This window comes from Micromonospora sp. R77 (genome assembly GCF_022747945.1).
Taxonomy (GTDB): Bacteria; Actinomycetota; Actinomycetes; order Mycobacteriales; family Micromonosporaceae; genus Micromonospora.
Genome location: NZ_JALDST010000001.1, coordinates 3,274,399 through 3,287,963 on the forward strand (window position 1 = coordinate 3,274,399; position 13,565 = coordinate 3,287,963).

At 73.5% G+C, this 13,565-nt stretch carries 14 protein-coding genes; 10 read left to right on the plus strand and 4 right to left on the minus strand.

All coding sequences use genetic code 11. The features are described from left to right. Nucleotides 1-68 precede the first annotated feature (68 nt). From MRQ36_RS15325 to thpR, 4 genes are all read left to right on the plus strand, one after another. Nucleotides 69-518 carry a MarR family winged helix-turn-helix transcriptional regulator gene (locus MRQ36_RS15325; protein ID WP_242796198.1) on the plus strand — a complete coding sequence of 150 codons (450 nt, stop codon included), beginning with the start codon at nucleotides 69-71 and terminating at the stop codon, nucleotides 516-518. A 72-nt stretch (nucleotides 519-590) separates the two neighbouring features. Next, nucleotides 591-1,874 carry an MFS transporter gene (locus MRQ36_RS15330; protein ID WP_242796199.1) on the plus strand — a complete coding sequence of 428 codons (1,284 nt, stop codon included), beginning with the start codon at nucleotides 591-593 and terminating at the stop codon, nucleotides 1,872-1,874. A gap of 132 nt (nucleotides 1,875-2,006) precedes the next feature. Beyond that, the gene (locus MRQ36_RS15335) at nucleotides 2,007-2,516 is read left to right on the plus strand and encodes a hypothetical protein (protein WP_242796200.1); all 510 of its coding nucleotides are present in this window, start codon (nucleotides 2,007-2,009) and stop codon (nucleotides 2,514-2,516) included. Nucleotides 2,517-2,528: 12 nt separating this feature from the next. Continuing rightward, nucleotides 2,529-3,107, plus strand: a complete 579-nt coding sequence (gene thpR / locus MRQ36_RS15340; protein WP_242796201.1) for an RNA 2',3'-cyclic phosphodiesterase — start codon at nucleotides 2,529-2,531, stop codon at nucleotides 3,105-3,107. A gap of 134 nt (nucleotides 3,108-3,241) precedes the next feature. On the opposite strand, the gene MRQ36_RS15345 is transcribed toward thpR, so the two are convergent. From MRQ36_RS15345 to MRQ36_RS15360, 4 genes are all read right to left on the minus strand, one after another. Beyond that, a complete protein-coding gene (locus tag MRQ36_RS15345) occupies nucleotides 3,242-4,228 on the minus strand; it encodes an aldo/keto reductase (protein ID WP_242796203.1) in 987 nt (328 codons plus the stop codon). Nucleotides 4,229-4,289: 61 nt separating this feature from the next. Next, nucleotides 4,290-5,366 (minus strand): septation protein SepH, encoded by a 1,077-nt coding sequence (gene sepH / locus MRQ36_RS15350; RefSeq protein WP_242796205.1) that lies wholly within the window; start codon nucleotides 5,364-5,366, stop codon nucleotides 4,290-4,292. Between the two features lie 189 nt (nucleotides 5,367-5,555). After that, entirely contained in the window at nucleotides 5,556-6,683 is a 1,128-nt protein-coding gene (gene serC / locus MRQ36_RS15355; RefSeq protein ID WP_242796207.1) for a phosphoserine transaminase, read from the minus strand. 244 nt (nucleotides 6,684-6,927) lie between these two features. Further along, a complete protein-coding gene (locus MRQ36_RS15360) occupies nucleotides 6,928-8,034 on the minus strand; it encodes a citrate synthase 2 (protein ID WP_242796208.1) in 1,107 nt (368 codons plus the stop codon). Nucleotides 8,035-8,306: 272 nt separating this feature from the next. Between MRQ36_RS15360 and pdxH the strand changes: the two genes are divergently transcribed. The 6 genes from pdxH (at nucleotide 8,307) to MRQ36_RS15390 (ending at nucleotide 13,507) form a co-directional block, all read left to right on the plus strand. Next, nucleotides 8,307-8,936 (plus strand): pyridoxamine 5'-phosphate oxidase, encoded by a 630-nt coding sequence (gene pdxH / locus MRQ36_RS15365; RefSeq protein ID WP_242801137.1) that lies wholly within the window; start codon nucleotides 8,307-8,309, stop codon nucleotides 8,934-8,936. Then, nucleotides 8,933-10,216, plus strand: a complete 1,284-nt coding sequence (locus MRQ36_RS15370) for an MFS transporter (protein ID WP_242796210.1) — start codon at nucleotides 8,933-8,935, stop codon at nucleotides 10,214-10,216. The genes pdxH and MRQ36_RS15370 overlap by 4 nt, the downstream gene beginning before the upstream one ends. Nucleotides 10,217-10,236: 20 nt before the next feature. After that, nucleotides 10,237-11,166 carry an aldose 1-epimerase family protein gene (locus MRQ36_RS15375; RefSeq protein WP_242796212.1) on the plus strand — a complete coding sequence of 310 codons (930 nt, stop codon included), beginning with the start codon at nucleotides 10,237-10,239 and terminating at the stop codon, nucleotides 11,164-11,166. A gap of 17 nt (nucleotides 11,167-11,183) precedes the next feature. Beyond that, complete coding sequence (locus MRQ36_RS15380) at nucleotides 11,184-11,786, plus strand: nitroreductase family protein (protein ID WP_242796214.1); 603 nt, start codon at nucleotides 11,184-11,186, stop codon at nucleotides 11,784-11,786. A 178-nt stretch (nucleotides 11,787-11,964) separates the two neighbouring features. Beyond that, a complete protein-coding gene (locus tag MRQ36_RS15385) occupies nucleotides 11,965-12,270 on the plus strand; it encodes a type II toxin-antitoxin system VapB family antitoxin (RefSeq protein ID WP_073839113.1) in 306 nt (101 codons plus the stop codon). Nucleotides 12,271-12,346: 76 nt separating this feature from the next. Then, a complete protein-coding gene (locus MRQ36_RS15390; protein ID WP_242796216.1) occupies nucleotides 12,347-13,507 on the plus strand; it encodes an acyl-CoA dehydrogenase family protein in 1,161 nt (386 codons plus the stop codon). Nucleotides 13,508-13,565: the final 58 nt, after the last annotated feature.

A 13,565-nucleotide genomic window follows, 5' to 3' on the forward strand; every position in this document is an offset into this window, starting at 1 on the left:
ACAAACCTCCTGGTGAGCATGCTCATATCGCATGTCGTTAGCCAGGCTCATTAGTTAAGCTAACGATTGTGACGGAGCGGACGGTGACGGCGAACCGCGTGCCACCGGCGCAGCTGGCCCCTCAGCTGCGAGATGCGATCACCCGGCTCAACCGGCGGGTCCGACAGGCCCGCCCGGTGGGCGACCTGACGGTCACCCAGCTCTCCGCGCTCACCAGCCTCAAGCTGGCGGGCGCGCTGACGCCCCGGGAACTGGCCGACATCGAGCGGGTGCAACCGCCGACGATGACCAAGATCGTCGCGAAGTTGGAGGAGCGCGGCCTCGTGCAGCGCACCCCCCACCCGACCGACGGCCGACAGGTCATCCTGGCGCCGACCGACGGGGGCCGGGCCGTGCTCGACCAGTTCGAGCGGGCTCGCAACTCGTGGCTCGCCGGCCGCCTGGCCGCGCTCGACGAGGACGACCGCGACACGCTGCGGCGGGCCGCCGAGATCCTCCAGGAGCTCGCCCGCGCCTGACCGCACCCGCGCCACCGGGTCCGCGCCGTCCGCCGACGATGACGCGTACGACCGCGAGGAGGCGCACCAAGAGTGCAGGCGAAGCTGAGCACGATGTTCCAGTCCCTACGAGTCCGCAACTACCGACTCTTCGCCACCGGACAGCTGATCAAATTGATCGGCGTCTGGATGATGTTCATCGCCCAGGACTGGCTCGTCCTCGAGCTCTCCGACAACTCCGCCACCGCGCTCGGCGTGGTGACCGCGCTCCAGTTCACCCCCGTACTCCTGCTCACCCTGCTCTCCGGCCGCCTCGCCGACCGGTACGACAAGCGCCTGCTGCTCTTCCTCGCCAACGCCTTCTGGACGGTGCTGGCGCTGCTGATGAGCGTCCTGGTGCTCACCGGGCTGGTACAGCTCTGGCACGTCTTCGCGTTCGCGGCCCTGCTCGGCGTGGCCAACGCGGTGGAGACCCCGGTCCGGCAGGCCTTCGTCTCCGAACTGGTCGGCATGTCGCTGCTGCCGAACGCGCTCTCGCTCAACGCGGCGGTGTTCAACTCCGCCCGGATCGTCGGCCCGGCCGTCGCCGGCCTGGCCATCGCCGCCTTCGACGTCGGCCCGGTCTTCCTCTTCACCGCGCTCAGTTCGATCGCCCCCCTGGTCAACGTGGTCCGGATGCGCCCCGCCGAGCTGCACCGCAAGGATCTCCCGCCGGTCGGCGAGCGCGACCAGGCGAAGGTGATCGACGGGCTGCGGTACGTGTGGCGTCGCGCCGACCTGCTGCTGCCGATGGCGCTGATGTCGGTGGTCGGCATGACCCTGTTCAACTTCCAGCTCACCCTCGCCGCGCTGGCCAAGACCGTCTTCCACACCGGCGCCGCCTCATTCGGCCTGTTCAGCACCGCGCTCGCGGTCGGCGCGCTGATCGGCGCCCTCGCCGGCACCGGGCGACGCAGCCGCCCCTCGGTCTGGCTGGTGCTCGGCGCCGCCGTCGGCTGCGCCGGCTTCGGCACCCTGGTCGGGCTCGCCCCGGCGTACTGGCTGGTGGTGGCGCTGCTGCTGCCGACCGGGTTCTTCATGGTCTTCTTCGCCCAGGCCGCCAACCAGCGGGTGCAGCTGGGCGTCGACGCCGCCTTCCGGGGCCGGGTGATGGCCCTGTGGGTGCTCGTCTTCCTCGGCACCAACCCGGTCGGCGCGCCGATCATCGGCTGGGTGGCGGAGACCTTCGGCGCCGGCGCGAGCATCTGGATCGGCGGGCTGATCTCACTGGCCGCGGCGCTGCTCGCACTCACCTGGCAGCTGCGCCACTCGGGGGCCCGCCTCCGCCTGCGGATGCTCCCCATGCCCCGCTTCTATGTCACCTCCTCGCCCGAGTGACAGCACCGGTTCCCCGGCGGTGAGGAAGAGCAGTGCCGAGATGACCGGTTCCCGTCCCGGGGACCGGTCTTCTCGCGTGCGGATGTCGGCAATCGGGTGGCGGGCGACCACGCATACCCTTAGCGTCGATACGTGGGAGTCGGACGGGGTCTGCTGCTGATGCTGGCGATCTTCGCCGTCTGCTGCCTGCCCGCCGCGTTCGCGCTGCTCTTCTGCGCCGACGAGATCCTCGACCGGGTGGCCTGCCGGTGGGCCGAATGGCGGGAACAGCGCCAGGAAAGACGTACCATCGCCCGCCTCGACCGGGCGATCGAGGCCGACGCGCTCACCCGGGACGTGGACCTGACCGCGTTCGACCGGCCCGACCGGCGCCCGCTGGAGCAGCTCGCCGCCGACCTGCGCCGGCTCGGCGGGCACCGGCTCGCCGCGGCCGACCGCTCGGTGGTCTGGCACGGCGCGGTCATCGACGCGTACGACGAGCGCCTGCAGGCCGCCTGCCGGGCACTGGGCATCCCCGAGCACCTGTCCGAACTGGCCGGGGTGGACCGGGAGATCGAACGGCTCCGGGTGGAGGGGCTGCTGCATGCCGCCGGGCTCACCCTGCCCGCCGCCCGCGCCGGCCACCGACAACGCCACCACTGAGACGATGTACGGGTGCGTCTCTTCGTCGCGGTCTTTCCGCCGCCGGCCGCGGTCGACGACCTGACCGCCGAGGTGGCCCGGCTCCGGGTCGGCGCGGCGGCAGCCGCCGGTACGAACGTCCGGCTCGCCGATCCCGCCAGGGCCCACCTGACCCTCGCCTTCCTCGGCGACGTCGAGGAGAGCCGGCTGGTCGACGTGGAGAGTGCCCTCGGCCTGGCGGCCGAGACCTTCCGGGACGGCCGGGACAGCTCACCGCGGCTGCGTCTGGGCGGCGGGGGGAGCTTCGGTCGGGGCCGGTTCACGGTGCTGTGGGCGGACGTCCGGGGTGACGTCGAGGCGCTGGCGGTGCTGGCCCGGCTGGTCCGGTTCGGGCTGCGCCGGGGGCGGCTGCCGCACGACGAGAAGCCGTTCCGGGCCCACCTGACCATCGCCCGGCCGGGCGACCGGATCGACCGGGCCGACGTGCTCGCCGACCGGGCGGCCCTGCACGGCTATCTGGGACCGGAGTGGCCGGCGACCGAGCTGGTCCTGGTCCGCAGCCACCAGGGACCCCGCCCCAGCTACGACCGCCTCGCCGCCTGGCCCATCTGACTTCGACCCGCCCGACCCGCCCGACCTGCCGACCCGCCCGACCTGCCGACCCGCCCGACCTGCCGACCTGCCGGCCTGCCGACCGGCGGGCCCGGCCCCGCCCGGCCCCGGTCGAGGGCCGGGGCGGGGCGGGGTCACCAGGCCCAGGCCTCCGGGCCGGGGCCGCCCTTGCCGACCGGCGGGAAGAGCTCGTCCAGCCGCTGCAACGTCGCCTCGTCCAGCTCCACCTCCAGCGCGCCGAGGTTGCGGTCGAGCTGGTCGACGGTGCGCGGGCCGACGATCGGGGCGGTCACCCCGGGCCGGGAGAGCAGCCAGCTCAGCGCCAGGTCCGCCGGGTCGTGGCCGAGGTCCGCGCAGAGCTTCTCGTACGCCTCGATGGTGGGCCGGTGTTCGGCGAGCGAGTCGGCGGCGCGGCCGGTGGTGCCGCGTGCCGCGCCGCCCTCGGCCATCTTGCGCAGCACCCCGGCGAGCAGCCCGCCGTGCAACGGCGACCAGGGGATGATGCCCAGGCCGTAGTGCTGGGCGGCCGGGATCACCTCCAGCTCGACGTGCCGGGTCATCAGGTTGTAGATGCACTGCTCGGAGACCAGGCCGAGGAAGTTGCGCCGACCCGCCGCCGCCTGCGCCTGCGCGATGTGCCAACCGGCGAAGTTGGACGACCCCACGTAGAGGACCTTGCCCTGGGCGACCAGGGTCTCCATCGCCTGCCAGATCTCCTCCCACGGCGTGGTCCGGGAGATGTGGTGCATCTGGTAGAGGTCGATGGTGTCGGTCTGGAGGCGGCGCAGCGAGTCCTCGCAGGCCCGGATGATGTGCCGGGCGCTCAGACCCTGGTCGTTGGGCCAGTCGCTCATCTTGCCGTAGACCTTGGTCGCCAGGACGACCTTGTCGCGGCGACCGCCGCCCTGGGCGAACCAGCGGCCGATGATCTGCTCGGTGACGCCCTCACCGAGCTGCCAGCCGTAGACGTTCGCGGTGTCGAAGAAGTTGATCCCGTGTTCCAGCGCCCGGTCCATGATGGCGAAGCTGTCCGGCTCGTTCGTCTGCGGCCCGAAGTTCATGGTGCCGAGGCAGAGCCGGCTCACCGACAGACCGGTGCGTCCCAGGTTCGTGTACTCCATCGCTCCACCCTGGCACGCGGACACTTCGAGTGCCTTGTCTTGGCCAGGGTGGAGCGATGGATCAGGATGACTCGCGGGCCGCCGGGCCGCTGCCGAAGAGGACGTCGTCCCAGCTCGGCAGCCGCTTGCGCGGCTTGCCGGCCGCGTCGGTGGCTTCGCTTCCGCCGGCCGCGGCCGCCGCCTGGCCCGTCCGCCGGGGCCGCAGCACAGCGAGCGACGGTACGGCGGGGACCTCCTTCGGCGCGTCCGAGTCGTCGTCGAATGCCGAACCCTGACCGCCGCCCAGCAGCGCCGCCGCGCCACCGCCGACCGCCCGCTGCCGGGGCGCGTCCTGCGCGGCCGGGGAACGCGGGTCGAGCCCACGGCCGGAGGAGGAGCCGAGCGGCCGGTCCAGCGAGGCGAGCAGGGCGTCCCGCCCGGCCCGGATCGGGTCCCGCCCGGGGCGCGCGTGCTCGCCCGCCGACGGCAGGCCGTGCCCACCCCGGCTCGGCTCGCCGCGCGACGGGCCGGGCAGCGCGTGGCCGCCCCGCTCCGGTGCCGGCTCCTGGCCGAGGATCGGCGTGGGCCGCTCGGCACAGAGGTATTGCGCCATGTCGTCGTGCGGGGTGACGTTCTGCCGGAGCTTGTCGAGGTCCCAGACCGCCTGTGCGGTGGCCTTGCCGGACGGCCAGGTGGCGATGATCCGCCAGGTGCCGTCGTCCCGGCGGTAGGCGTCCCAGGAGATCTTCTCGGTGTCGATCCCGTGCTGGGCCAGCCGGCCGTTGACCACCTCGGCCAGCGGGGTGGGCTTCTCCGCACCCTTGAGCCGGGTGCGCCGCGCGTGCTGGGCGAGCATCGCCCGCTCCTGGAGCACCGGGCCGGCGTAGCGCAGCACCCGGTCGACCGGCACACCGGCGATCCGGGCGACGTCCTCGGCGGACTCGCCGGAACGGATCCGGGCCTGGATGTCCCGGGGGGACAGTGACGGCGTCACTTCTGCGGCGCTCGGCACCACCGCGAGCGGCGGTGCACCGGGCTCGGCGTGCAGGGCCGAGGCGATCCGTTCGTCGATGGGCAGGGCGAGCAGGCGCCCGACCTCGTCGGCGAGCACCAGAGCCTGGCCGTCCTCGGAGAGGGCGACGAAGCGTACTGGGCGCATGGCGTTGCCTCCGTCCCGCTTCGCTGGCCGCGTCACGCCACGAGCCGGCCACCCGGGCGTCTCGGACCACCGTACGCTCATCTACCCGAAGGTGGGGGATGCGACACCCCGCATGTCGGGACTGAGCTGCGGCGATGATCACGGTGGGTGGCCGACGGAGCCCCGTCGACCACCCACCGTGACGGTCTGCTAGAGCCGCTCCACGACGTAGTCGATGGACGCGGTCAGCGCCTCCACGTCGGCCGGCTCGACCGCCGGGTAGAGCGCGATCCGGAGCTGGTTGCGGCCCAGCTTCCGGTAGGGCTCGGTGTCGACGATGCCGTTGGCGCGCAGCGCCTTCGCGATCGCCGCGGCGTCCACCCCGTCGGCGAAGTCGACGGTGGCGACCACGTTGGAGCGCAGCGCCGGGTCGGCCACGAACGGGGTGGCGAACGAGGAGCGCTCGGCCCAGCCGTACACGATGCCGGCGCTCTCGGCGGTCCGCTTGGCCGCCCAGGTCAGGCCGCCCTGCGCGTTCATCCAGTCGGTCTGCTCGGCGGCCAGGAAGATGGTGGCCAGCGCGGGCGTGTTGTAGGTCTGCTCCAGCCGCGAGTTGTCGATCGCGGTGACCAGGTCGAGGAACGCCGGGATGTAGCGGCCCGACGCCTTGATCTCGGCGGCCCGCTCCAGCGCGGCCGGCGACATCAGGGCCAGCCAGAGACCGCCGTCGGAGGCGAAGCACTTCTGCGGGGCGAAGTAGTAGACGTCGGTCTCGGCGACGTCGACGTCCAGCCCGCCGGCGGCGGAGGTGGCGTCGACCAGCAGCAGCGAGCCCTCGTCGGCGCCGGCGACCCGGCGGATCGGCGCGGCCACACCGGTGGAGGTCTCGTTCTGCGGGATGCCGTAGACGTCCACGCCCGCCTCGGCGACCAGGGTCGCCGCGGTGCCCGGCTCGGCCTTGCGGATCGTCGGCTCACCCAGGAACGGCGCGTCCTTGACCGCCTTGGCGAACTTGGCGCCGAACTCGCCGAAGCTGGCGAACTGGGCCCGGTCGCGGACCAGGCCGAAGGTGGCGGCGTCCCAGAACGCGGTGGTCCCGCCGTTGCTGAGGATCACCTCGTAGCCCTCGGGGAGGGAGAAGAACTCCGCGATGCCCCGGCGCAGCCGGGCCACCTCGTCGCGGACGGTCTTCTGCCGGTGCGAGGTCCCCAGGTAGCTGGTGGCCACGTCGGCGAGGGCGGAGACAGCCGCCGGACGGATCTTGGACGGCCCGCAGCCGAACCGCCCGTCGGCGGGCTTGATGTCGTCGGGAATCCGGATGGTCGGTGCGTCAGCCACGGTGGTCGAGATCCTTCCGCATGGGCGAGGGCGGGCCCTTCAACGGGCGCGGATCGACGGCGGACGCGTGCGCGGCGCGCACGGCGCGGCCGGGATCCGAGCCCGGTCCGGCGACACTGCCGGCCTTCATCCTTGCACCCGGACGGACCGCCCGGGCCCGTGGTCCCACCCCCGGCGCTGAGGGATGCGCCACAACGAAGGGCCCCGTCCGCGCGGACGGGGCCCTTCGACGGGGTACGCGGGATCAGACGCCGTGCGGGATGGCGTCCCAGCCCTCGACCTGCTGCGGCTTGCGGCTGCCCGGGCCGACGTAGCGGGCCGACGGGCGGACCAGGCGCTGGAGCTTCTTCTGCTCCAGGATGTGCGCGGACCAACCGCCCATCCGGGCGCAGGTGAACATGGAGGTGAACATGTGCGCCGGCACCTCGGCGAAGTCCAGCACCACGGCCGACCAGAACTCGACGTTGGTGGCGAGCACCCGGTCCGGGCGGCGGGCCTGGAGCTCGGCCAGGGCGGCCTTCTCCAGCGCCTCGGCGATCTCGAAGCGCGGCGCGCCCAGCTCCTTGGCGGTACGGCGCAGCACGCGGGCGCGCGGGTCCTCGGCCCGGTAGACCCGGTGCCCGAAGCCCATCAGCCGCTCGCCGCGGTCGAGGACGCCCTTGACGTATCCCTCGGCGTCGCCGCTGCGCTCGACGGCCTCCAGCATGGTGAGCACCCGGGAGGGGGCGCCGCCGTGCAGCGGGCCGGAGAGGGCGCCGATGCCCGACGAGATGCAGGCCGCGGCGTCGGCGCCGGTGGAGGCGACGATCCGGGCGGTGAAGGTGGAGGCGTTCAGGCCGTGCTCGGCGGCCGATATGAAGTACGCGTCGACGGCCTTGACGTGCCGCGGGTCGGGCTCGCCGCGCCAGCGCTTCATGAAGCGCTCGACGATCGTCTCGGCCTTGTCGATCTCCTTCTGCGGCACCGCCGGCAGGCCCAGGCCGCGGGCCGACTGGGCGACGAAGGAGAGCGCGGTGACCGACACCCGGGCCAGGTCCTCGCGGGCCTGGGCGTCGGAGATGTCGAGCAGCTGGCTGAGCCCCCAGTACGGGGCGAGCATGGCGACGGCGGACTGCACGTCGACCCGGATGTCGCCGGAGTGCACCGGCACCGGGAACGGCTCGGCCGGCGGCAGGCCGGGGCCGAAGCGCCCGTCGACCAGCAGCGCCCACACGTTGCCGAAGGAGACCTGACCGATCAGATCCTCGATGTCGACGCCGCGATAGCGCAGCGCGCCGCCCTCGCGGTCCGGTTCGGCGATCTCGGTCTCGAAGGCTACGACGCCCTCGAGGCCCGGTTTGAAGTCGGCCATGTCGTCTCCTGGCTTCCGGCTCGGTGCGCCCGAGCGGGCTTGTCCGGCCCGGCACCTTAGGCGACCCTCAGGGATGGTTTCGTGCCATCTTGCCTGCTGGGTAACCGGAAGCGCGACCCAGTGCGACTGTGCCGCACGCGACATCCCCGCCGCTGGACACGTTCGCCGGCTCGGCCAGACTGGTCGGTAGGGGCTGGCCAGCGCCGGGGGACGTACCCGGCCGGACGAGCGGGGAGTGGAACGTGACCGGCGACACAGTGGTCCCGGCGGGGATGCGTAACGAGTACGCCGCCGACCTGGGCCTTTCCGAAGCGGATCTGGCGGCCGACTGGCACACCCAGTTCGACCGGTGGTTCGCGGATGCGGTGGCCCGTCCGCTCCCCGAGCCGAACGCCATGATCGTCGGCACCGCCGACGCCGCCGGTCGCCCCAGCGGCCGGACCGTCCTGCTCAAGGGGTACGACGCCGAGGGCTTCGTCTTCTTCACCAACTACGGCTCCCGCAAGGGCACCGAGCTGGCCGTCAACCCGTGGGCCAGCCTGGTCTTCCCCTGGTTCCCGATGCAGCGCCAGGTGGTGGTCGCCGGGCGGGTGGAGCGGGTCGACCGCGCGGAGACCGAGGCGTACTTCGCCAGCCGGCCGCGCGGCTCCCAGCTGGGTGCCTGGGCCAGCGACCAGTCCCGTCCGGTGGCCGGCCGGGCCGAGCTGGAGGAGCGGTACCGCCGGGTGGAGGAGCGGTTCGCCGACCGGCCGGTGCTCCCCGCGCCGCCGGACTGGGGTGGGCTGCGGGTCCGCCCCGAGACCGTGGAGTTCTGGCAGGGGCGGGCCGGCCGGCTGCACGACCGGCTGCGGTTCCGGCGTACCGACGCGGGCGACTGGGTCACCGAGCGGCTGGCTCCGTGACGAAGGTCACCGAGGCCCGGTCGTCCGGTGGCCGCCGCTGGGCCATCGACCTGCGTCCGCTGCGGGTCCCGGCGTACCGGCGGATGTGGCTCGGCAACACCCTCGCCATGCTCGGCTTCCAGTTCACCGCCGTCGCCGTGCCGGTGGAGATGTACGCCCTGACCAGAGACTCGTTCTGGGTCGGGCTGCTCGGCGTGGCGGGCTTCGTACCCCTGCTGATCTTCGGGTTGTGGGGCGGCGCGGTGGCCGACGCCCGCGACCGGCGCCGCGTGCTGCTCGCCGGCTCGGCGCTGCTCTGGGCCTCGATGGCCGGCCTGCTGGTGCACGCGCTGGTCGGCGGGGGCAGCCCGGTGCTGCTGCTGGCGCTGGTGGCGGTGCACTCGACCGCCTTCGCGATCAGCTCGCCGGCCCGCGTCGCGATCCTGCCCCGGCTGCTGCCGGCGGAGCTGGTGCCGGCCGGGAGCACGCTGAACTACACCACCTTCACCGCCGCCTCCGTGGTCGGGCCGCTGGCCGCCGGCCTGATCTTCGCGGCCTTCGGCACCGGCCCCGGCCTGCCGGTCGCGTACGCGCTGGACGCGCTGCTCTTCACCGGCCTGGTGGTGGCCACCCTCCGGCTGCCCGCGATGCCCCCGGAGCCACCCGCCGAGGGTGAGGCCCGCCGCGGTGGACTCGGCGGGGTCCTCGACGGGTTCCGCTACCTGGCCACCACGCCGGTGCTGCTGTCGTCGTTCGCCATCGACCTCGTCGCGATGGTCCTGGCGATGCCGCGCGCGCTCTTCCCGGAGATCGCCGCGAGCCGGTTCGGCGGCGGCGCGGCGGTGGGCTGGCTCTACAGCGCGATCGCGATCGGCGCCGTGGTCGGCGGCCTCACCTCCGGCTGGATCGGCCGGCTGCGCCGGCAGGGCCTCGTCCTGGTGGTGGCGGTGGTCGGCTGGGGGCTGGCGGTCGCGGCGGCCGGGCTGGCCCGGCAGCTCTGGCTGATGGTGGCGCTGCTCGCCGTCGCCGGGGCGGCCGACCTGGTCAGTGCCGTACTGCGGCAGTCCATGATGCTGGTGTACGCCCCGGACCGGATGCGCGGCCGGCTCCAGGGCGTCAGCACCGTCGTGGTGGCGGGTGGGCCGCGCCTTGGTGACCTGCGGGCCGGCGCGGCAGCGGCCGGCTTCGGCAGCGGCGTGGCCTGGGTGGGTGGCGGGCTGGCCTCCGCCGCGCTGGCCGTGCTGCTGGTGGTCGCCTTCCCGGCCCTGCTCCGTTACCGCGCCGCCACGAGCCGACCCTGAGACGGGTTAAGGTCGCCGGCATGGAGAACGCCGCGATCCGTCCCCCGTCCGGGACACAGTGGACCATTGCCGCCGACGGCCACGAGGCGGTCATCGTCGAGGTGGGCGGAGGGCTGCGGTCGTACCGGCACGACGGGGTGGACTACGTCGACGGGTACGACGCGGACGAGATCAGCCCCGGCTCGGCCGGTCACGTGCTGTCGCCCTGGCCGAACCGGATCCGGGACGGGCAGTACACGTTCGGCGGCCGGTCGTACCAGCTGGACCTGACCGAACCGGCCCGGGGCAACGCCATCCACGGCCTGGTCAACTGGGTGCGGTGGGACCTGGTCGAGCAGGCGGACGACGCGGTGACCGTCGGGTACGAGCTGCCACCGACCCCGGGTTACCCCTGGCCGCTGCGGCTGCGCAACCGGTGGAGCGTGGGCGCGGACGCGCTGCGGGTCGAGCACGAGGTCACCAACCTCGCCACCGAGCCCTGTCCGTACGGCTACTCGATGCACCCGTACCTCCAACTGCCCGGCGTCCCGGTCGACGAGCTGACGATGCGGGTGCCGGGGCGGTCCCGGATGCTGCTGGACGGTCGGCTGCTGCCGGTCGGCGTCACCGGCGTCGCCGGCACCGAGTACGACTACACCGAGCCCCGCCCGATCGGCGACGCGGTGCTCGACATGGCCTTCGGCGACGTGGTCCGGGACGCCGACGGCACCTCCACGGTGACCCTCGCCGCCCCGGACGGCTCCGCCGCCGTGCACGTCTGGGCGGACGGCGAGTTCGGCTGGTGGCAGGTCTTCACCGGGGACACCCTCAGCGGGGAGCGGCACCGGCGGTCGGTGGCCGTGGAGCCGATGACCTGCCCGGCCGACGCGTTCCGCTCGGGTCGGGACGTGATCACCCTGGCGCCGGGGGACACCTGGCGGGGTGCCTGGGGTGTCCGGCCCCGGGGCTGAGGCAGGGGAGAGCGGCAGTGGAGTTCGCCGAGGTGGTCCGGCGTCGCCGGATGGTCCGCAACTACGACCCGGACCGCCCGGTCCCGCCCGACGTGGTGGACCGGCTGCTGGCCCACGCCACCCGGGCACCCTCGGCGGGCTTCGCGCAGGGCTGGGGCTTCCTGGTGCTGGAGACGCCGGCCGACCGGGAGCTGTTCTGGACGGCGGCCACCCCGGCGGGCGGCGGGCGGGAGCGCTGGCTGGCCGGCATGCGGCGGGCGCCGCTGATCGTCGTACCGCACGCCAACCGGTCCGCCTACCTGGAGCGGTACGCCGAACCGGACAAGGGCTGGGCGGACCGCTCGGCCGAGCGCTGGCCGGTGCCGTACTGGTTCGTCGACACCGGCTTCGCCGCGCTGCTGATGCTGCTCACCGCCGTCGACGAGGGGCTCGGCGCGTGCTTCTTCGGCATTCCGCCGCAGCGGCTGGACGCCTACCGCGAGGCGTTCGGGGTGCCCGAGGAGTACCAGCCGATCGGCGCGGTCACGGTGGGTTACCGGTCACCCGACCATCGGTCACCGTCGCTGCGCCGGGGTCGGCGACCGGTCGACGAGGTGGTCCGCCGGGGCCGCTGGAGTTGACGCGGTTCGGGTCGCCCGCACCGGGTACGGGCGGTAGCGAACCCGACATGAGGGAGTAAAACGCGGTGTGGCGGGGGCGGCTAGGCTGGCACGGACATCATCAGCCGCGCCGCGCGGTGCCCCGCCGTGCACCGGCCGGGCGCCACGGTGCGGCCGGGCGAGGGGGAGGGAGCGTGCCGTGATCTTCAGAGCGGTCCGGGACGGACGTCCCTACCCGGAGCACAACCTCACGCTCAAGCAGTGGGCGGAGATCCCGCCGCGACCGCTGCGGCTGGACCAGCTCATCACCACCAAGCGGGAGCTCGCGCTCGACAAGCTCCTCGCCGAGGACTCCACCTTCTACGGCGACCTCTTCCCGCACGTGGTGCAGTGGAACGGCGGCCTCTATCTGGAGGACGGCCTGCACCGGGCGCTGCGCGCGGCGCTCCAGCAGCGCAACCAGATCCACGCCCGGGTGCTGGTGCTCAGCGGCCAGCCCGAGTGACGCCGGCGGTTCCACCACGTGGTCCCGGCGGTCGGGCCGCGTGACGGCGGCCTGAAGAGTCGTTAAGGTGGCGGCCATGAGCCCTCTCGACCTGCTCGACATCGACGCGTCGCTGAGCGAGGAGGAGCGGCAGATCCGGGCCGTCGTGCGCCAGCTCGTCGACGACCGGGTACGCCCGCACGTCGCCGGCTGGTACGAGGACGGTCAGGTACCGGCCCGCGAGCTGGCCCGCGAGTTCGGCAAGCTCGGCCTGCTCGGCATGCACCTGACCGGGTACGGCTGCGCCGGCGCCTCCGCCGTCGCGTACGGGCTGGCCTGCCTGGAGCTGGAGGCCGGCGACTCCGGCGTCCGCTCCCTGGTCTCGGTGCAGGGCTCACTCGCCATGTACGCCATCTGGCGTTTCGGCAGCGAGGAGCAGAAGCAGCGCTGGCTGCCCGCGATGGCGGCCGGCGAGGCGATCGGCTGCTTCGGGCTGACCGAGCCGGACCACGGCTCCGATCCGGCGTCGATGGCCACCCGGGCCCGCCGCGACGGCGACGACTGGATCCTCAACGGCAGCAAGATGTGGATCACCAACGCGCCGATCGCCGACGTGGCCGTGATCTGGGCGCGCACCGACGAGGGCGTGCGGGGTTTCGCCGTAGCCATGGACACGCCGGGGGTGACGGCCCGCGAGATCCGGCACAAGATGTCGCTGCGCGCGTCGCTGACCGGCGAGATCGCCCTCGACGACGTGCGGCTGCCCGCAGACGCCCGGCTGCCCGAGGCGGTCGGGCTGAAGGCGCCGCTGAGCTGCCTGACCGAGGCCCGGCACGGCATCGTCTGGGGTGCGCTCGGCGCGGCCCGCGACTGCCTGGAGACGGCCCTGTCGTACGCGACCACCCGCACCCAGTTCGGCCGGCCGCTGGCCGGCTTCCAGCTCACCCAGGCCAAGCTCGCCGACATGGCGGTCGAGTGGAACAAGGGCCTGCTGCTGGCGCTGCACCTGGGCCGCCTCGCCGACGCCGGCCGGCTCCGCCCCGACCAGGTCAGCGTGGGCAAGCTGAACAACGTCCGGGAGGCGATCGCGATCGCCCGGGAGTGCCGCACGATCCTCGGCGCCAACGGCGTCTCCGGCGAGTACCCGGTGATGCGGCACGCCAACAACCTGGAGAGCGTGCTGACCTACGAGGGCACCTCGGAGATCCACCAGCTGGTCATCGGGCAGCGCCTCACCGGCCTGTCCGCCTTCGCCTGACCTGCGCCGTTCACCCGTTCGGGTTGCTCGCCGGGCGGGTGTCGCACAGTGGCCGTAA